Origin of the sequence: Parendozoicomonas verongulae (assembly GCF_009711465.1) — a bacterium.
GTDB lineage: Bacteria > Pseudomonadota > Gammaproteobacteria > Pseudomonadales > Endozoicomonadaceae > Sansalvadorimonas > Sansalvadorimonas verongulae.
On record NZ_SMME01000786.1, the window covers coordinates 9127 to 14970 of the forward strand.

Below are 5844 nucleotides of genomic sequence, written 5' to 3' on the forward strand. Positions count from 1 at the left end.
ACTTCCCGTGCCTGCCATACCCGCCATGCTTACTGTGCCTGCCATACTTTCCACTCCTATCAACCTGGTAGGAGGGGTTGGAGGCAAGCAATACCCTGTATAGGGCATGAGGGTACAGGGAATGCGATTCAGGTAAACCATATAGCCCCCATAGCCATTGGCAAAGACATCGGAGATAGGGCCGTAGGAACTTTGTGCCAAGATTTGTACAACACCATCCACTGAACCTGGCATATATACATCTCTTTTGACTTTTTTCCCTGGAGTCTGACCAGACTCCAGATCTGACCCCTTTCTTGTAGCCTGCTTACGCTTTAGTGAACCCTCATTGTCCCCTAATGAACTAAACACCTTATATTCGTTGGGGATGTACCAGAAATTGGCCTTATTATTCACTACTTTAATGCCAGGCCCAGGGTACGGTGTTTTTTGAAACCAATCCTGATGAGAAAGGTTGTGGCGAATGGAGTTTTTCCAGTTAAATTCATCCGGTTTATAATAAGGGAAGTTCGATGAAATCCAATCATAGATATTCTGCAGCTGTGCTTTTCTGTCTGGCCTACTGCAAATAGCGCAAACAATCAGCATGCTATAACTGATATCAGGCCGCCCATCTTTTTTGGTGGTGGGGATTTTATACGTCTTTCCCACCTCCATGACAGATCCCGAAGCTTGCCCTTCCGAAATAGCTTCTGCCTGCGGTCTGGCAGACCTGAATTTGATTACAAGCTGCCTGTCATCATCTTCTCCTTCAAAGCTGACAGCGATCCTTCCTTGCTTTTGAAGTTCAGTCTCAGAGGCTGGTATCACTTCACTTTTGGGCACCGTAGTATGGTAACTGCTAATGTCCCTGGGTGTTATACCTCTAGATGGACCAGGCATATTTGGGTCCATCGTATAAGGCAAGGGAGTAGCCTGGAGAGGTGTAACACTCCCAAATTGAGACATCCCCATCATGGGAGAATAGGCAGGACGCCCCCCCACAGAACCTGATGGTGCTACGTTCATAGCACTTGCAGACGAAAAATATGGCGTATAAGGAAACATGCATCCACCTCTGTAGATATATTTAACTAGAGGTCAGTTAGATGATTCTCCCCTACAGAGTTCCTGGTGTGTTAGAAGTATTGGCTTTTTTGTCACAGTGATCTTAAGCCAGATCAGTAGTAGTCTTGTTAAATCTTTTGGAGCCCTAAATCATAAAGGGCTGAATCAGAGGCTGGAGGGAACCGAATCGGCTGCTGCGAATTTGCAAAAGGGGAGTCAGAAGGAGCATCGTCAACTCAAGTTATGGCACAGCAGATTGCCAGTTAGATGGCTTGAGCTACTGTTTAACCCTCAATGATTACTCTAACCAAGTACTGCCCATCCTGGTTAGGAATGACATCGGGACACTTACAACACATACCCAAATACTCTATGTCGTGACGGGACTGTTTTATGGCCTTGTTATCCTGCCCCGAATAAAATGTGAAATTTATATATTTCACATATTTATTGCGTGTACTTGAGTACAACACAATAGTTAATTCGTTTTCTTTCTCTGATGAATACTCAGGCCTTCTTCTATGAAAAAACAGCCTTATGCACTTCTCTACAGGCTCGTGGTAGCCACTGCGCTGAGTCATAAAATTAAGCTCTATTTCATACTCGAAGTCATACTCTCCCGGATTAGTGGCACGCGCTAACGCATCTATTTTAATAAGGAACTCCCTTGGGTTGTTCACTGCCTGATAAACCTTGTCACCTGACACCGCAACACATTCGGTATCCAGAATACGGTGAATTTTTTTATCCTTAGTCAGTGTTGATATCTGATTTTGAGGTAATTCTACCGGATCCGTCTGTACTGCTGCCTCAACACCCTTAACATTTGCAATAGCTTCTGGATGCAGTGCAGGCTGGGATCGCACATGTTGCATCGCCTTGCTCGAAAACATGTCACGAAAGGGAAAGAATACCTGACGACACTCACACTGGAAGACCTTGGAGCAGTGGGACATATGTTCGAACATTTTTTTTCTCTTGGCAGGAGGTTCACCGCAATCTCCCTCACATGTCACAATGTTTTCTGGGCACCTGGTCAGGTGAGCTTCAGTCTCAGAAAAATCGAAGGTATCCGGGCAGCCTTCATTCGGGCACCTTACCACCGTATTCATCAGTATCCGGTTGACAACCTGACTCACTTCTATTTTTGCCTTCAGAGGATCTCTACAAACCGGACATGTCTTTAAGCCTGACGGCAAACATGTTTTGCATAACATATGTGCCTCAGCACACACCTCAACAGGCTTTTGCAAAAGATACTGGCATACAGGGCACTCGAGCTGTTTCAAGGTTCCAGGATCGCTCTTTACGGGATAGACTGGCCGACTACCATAATAAAAACAGGGAGCGCTTACATTGCTTGCCATATTCCTTACACCTCCATTGTATTGTGTCTTTGACTAAGACAAGCTCTGGAAAGAAAGAGTTCCCTCGAACTGGTTTGTTTAAAGGTTTTGTTACCATGAGTAACTAAAGCCGGGCTGGCATCGCGGTACTCTTAATCATCGACGCTCTCCGCTATAATCCCCTCTGCTTTATTTTTTCAAGAACCAAAGAGTTCCCTATGCCCCACACCGAGACAGGTATCAGCCAGTCCACCCGCGAAGCGGTTGTGAATAAGATCACTGACAGCCTCAAAGCACTCTACCCTCTGGCCCAGAGTGCAGACGAGCAGCTGGACATGCTGAAAAAGCAGAACAAAGGGAAATTCTCGGCCATTTTCCTGAAAGGCTCACCGTTTACAGCTGAATCTGACCGTTTTCTCCCTTACATGGTGGAAGTGGCCCATGAGTTGGCTGAACTGGCGAAAGTGGACGATAAACTTTACGTGAAGCACCTGAACCAACTCATGCATAAGGTTCAGCTGATGCATGAAGTGCTGACAAAGTTCCACTCCATCAAGGATGAAGAGAAGGCAACGCCTCAAGCGCCAGCACCCCAAGCCGTTCACTGATCGCTTTTCATTGGCCTGTCACACTCGCTGCCTGACAGGTTTGCCACTCCTCGGGGGTATTCGTGTTGGAGAAACACTCGGCATGATCCTCCGGTGGTGGCAAGGTCACGCCTCCCAGAGTTTCAAACAGACGCCAGAGTGCATAGTGACGGCGGTTATCACTGTGGATAGCTTTATCCACAGCCTGCACACACGCCTTATCCACTGGTAGAACCAATGGCAGGGAATACCCCTGATACTGCACGGGATGAGCACCATCAAAGTGTCGTGCCAGATGAGCGATGTGCTCCGGCCTCAGCAGTGGCATATCCACAGGCACCACCAGCAGCCCAGCACACTTGCATACACTAAGAGCAGCATGAACCCCCGACAGTGGCCCTCTTCCCGGAATCCTGTCGGTCACACGCCCATACTCACGACACGCTGCAACATCCCCCCGATTGATCAGAACCTGTTCAGCTCCCGCTTGTGCCAGCTTGCCCCCCATATGCTGGTAGAGAGGTTTCCCTTCCCAGAGCAACAGGGCTTTGTCTTCTCCCATTCGGGACGATTGCCCACTGGCCAGAACAACGCCTGTCCACGGATGGGAGGGATGAGTTTGAAAGGCAGACGGGGCAAGCACAGACATAACAACTTCAATTCAGAGAGGAAAACACCAGATAGTAAACTGCAGAGTGACAAAAAAGCTAACGGCATGGTTAGGAACATCTCATCAACCAGTGTGTCCAACACTGCCTCAGATGACAACAATCAATGAGGCCAGATTATGGAGAGGACTCCACCGAAATCATCCGGTAATCAAGCAAAACCTCGAGTTAGCCGCTACCACTCTGCCCCTGAAAGCAAGCTAAAAAGAACTGCTGCTTTTGACTTGTCTGTTACAGCGGAAAAGCCTGCGGATATCAAAAAACAGGTTGGCCCTTCCGCGGATGGGTATCAGGGGCCATCTACCGAGACAATATCGATTCCAGGGGCGAATGCCTCCTCGAAAGGAATGTCCTTATCCTGTTCAGCTGTATTTGGTGTCACGTTCTTTGAGGAAGGCGACTTTAACCGTAAGGACATAGAAAAGAGGCAAGGCCGAAAACTGCTTGAGAGCAAGTATAAATGTTCTGCTTCTGACTTGCCTGAATCACCAACCGAGAGGCATACAGAGCCCCGGGCAATAAACCCCAGAACAAAAGATGGTACCCCTTGTCCCCGCAGCCCACTCTCCGATACTGACGCTATGCTTATGCACGGCGAGATAGAAGGGCTGGAGACTGCAAAACCTCCTCAGGATCTGGAAATAACGGCACCACCACCTGAAAACGAGAAGAAAGAGGAAATACTCCTGTCTCTCAGCGATGATGAAGATGTGTTTAATGATGACGATGTGTTTATAGTCGGTGAGTTGGAGGGGTTAGACATTACAGAATCCCCTCAGAATCAGGAAACGACAACAACACCGACCTCAGTATTTTCAGGCCATCTGTCATTCTCTCCAAAGAAGCCGGGGCACTAAAGGCAATGCGTACCGCCGGAGGTACAGGATAACCCGGAGGTACAAACAGCTCGCCGGATTTCACATGTACACCCGCGTTTTCACAGGCTTTCATAAACGCCCCAAGGCTCCACTGCTCAGGCAGTGGCAGCCAGCCATGAAAACCGCCTAGCTGGGTCTGAATGCCAAACTCCCCCAGATACTCCTGCACCGCATTATTACGTATCGTCATTTCTCTGCGGATAAACTGCAGTGCCCGATCGGCAGCTCCTGATGCAATAAGCTGGCAAGCCAGCCCCGTTAGCAGGGGGCTGATCATCCAGCTTTGATTTTGAATGGTCATAGTCAAGCGCTTCAACAGCTGTTCAGGCGCCTGAAGAAAACCAAGCCGCAGCCCCGGCGCAAGGCTTTTGGAGAGGGCACTGATATAAATCACTTGCTCTGGGGCCATATTCACCAGAGGTTCACCCGGCTCCAGAAGCTGCAAACCATTCACCTGATCTTCAATCAGATAAATACCATGGGTTTTACAAACCTCAACAATGTCATGACGCCGCTGCTCACCCATCACCACAGTTGTGGGGTTCTGCAAAGTTGGCGTGGCATAAATAAAACGAGGATTGTATTGCCTGCAGGCATTATCCAGAGCTTCGGGCACCAACCCCTGATCATCCATATCCACAGGTTTCAATGTTAATCGTTGCTGCCGGGCCAGGTTAAGCAAACCCGGATAGGTGAGTTTCTCCACCAGAATCGTATCACCCCTGTGACAGAATGCAGACAACACAAGCTGCATGGCGTTCTGCGCCCCGGACGTAAACCGCAAGCGATCAGCCTGTACATGGATATTGTGATGATTGAGCCATCTGGCCACAGTTTCCCGATGCTCCGGAATCCCTTCTGCTGGCTGATACAGCAGCAGGGCATTTAAAGCCTCAGGGTGTCTGGCTAATTCTTCCATCGCCTGTTGCAACATGACGCTGCGGTCCAGAAGGGGCGGCAGGTTGAAGCCAAAGTCAATGTGATCCGATAAATTCTCAGTATGGGGAAACGCCCACCTGTGATTACCCCGGTTACGTACATAGGTGCCTGCTCCCACTCTGGCTTCCAGCAGCCCCCGGCGCTCACTTTCTGCATAGGCACGGGTCACAGTGCCCACCGTAACGGTCAGCACATCCGCCAGAGCCCGGTGGGTTGGCAGTTTATCGCCCGGTTTTAATTGCCCGGACGCAATATGGACTGCCAGTGCATTAGCAATTTGTTTATACAAAGGCGCTGAAGAATCCGGCTCTTTGTTTTCAATATACTCTTTGATGCTGTTATTCAACGTGTTATGGAAAGTGACACTCTTGATTGTCAT

At 48.9% G+C, this 5844-nt stretch carries 6 protein-coding genes; 2 read left to right on the forward strand and 4 right to left on the reverse strand.

Annotated elements, in window-relative coordinates; all coding sequences use genetic code 11:
• On the reverse strand, positions 1–825 hold an 825-nt coding region (locus E1189_RS07150; protein ID WP_196221286.1), incomplete at its 3' end, for a forkhead box transcription factor.
• A gap of 506 nt (positions 826–1331) precedes the next feature.
• Entirely contained in the window at positions 1332–2414 is a 1083-nt protein-coding gene (locus tag E1189_RS07155; protein ID WP_155159345.1) for an RING finger protein, read from the reverse strand.
• Positions 2415–2611: 197 nt separating this feature from the next.
• Here E1189_RS07155 and E1189_RS07160 point away from each other — a divergent pair, with 197 nt between their 5' ends.
• Positions 2612–3001, forward strand: a complete 390-nt coding sequence (locus tag E1189_RS07160; protein WP_155159346.1) for a prephenate dehydrogenase — start codon at positions 2612–2614, stop codon at positions 2999–3001.
• Positions 3002–3008: 7 nt separating this feature from the next.
• Here E1189_RS07160 and E1189_RS07165 read toward each other — a convergent pair whose 3' ends face one another.
• Positions 3009–3629 (reverse strand): molybdenum cofactor guanylyltransferase, encoded by a 621-nt coding sequence (locus E1189_RS07165; protein ID WP_155159347.1) that lies wholly within the window; start codon positions 3627–3629, stop codon positions 3009–3011.
• Between the two features lie 138 nt (positions 3630–3767).
• On the opposite strand from E1189_RS07165, the gene E1189_RS07170 reads away from it, so the two are divergent.
• On the forward strand, positions 3768–4505 hold the full coding sequence (locus tag E1189_RS07170) for a hypothetical protein (RefSeq protein WP_155159348.1): 738 nt from the start codon (positions 3768–3770) through the stop codon (positions 4503–4505).
• On the opposite strand, the gene E1189_RS07175 is transcribed toward E1189_RS07170, so the two are convergent.
• Positions 4411–5844, reverse strand: a 1434-nt coding sequence (locus E1189_RS07175) for an aminotransferase-like domain-containing protein (protein WP_155159349.1), incomplete at its 5' end; no start/stop codon positions are given. The genes E1189_RS07170 and E1189_RS07175 overlap by 95 nt on opposite strands.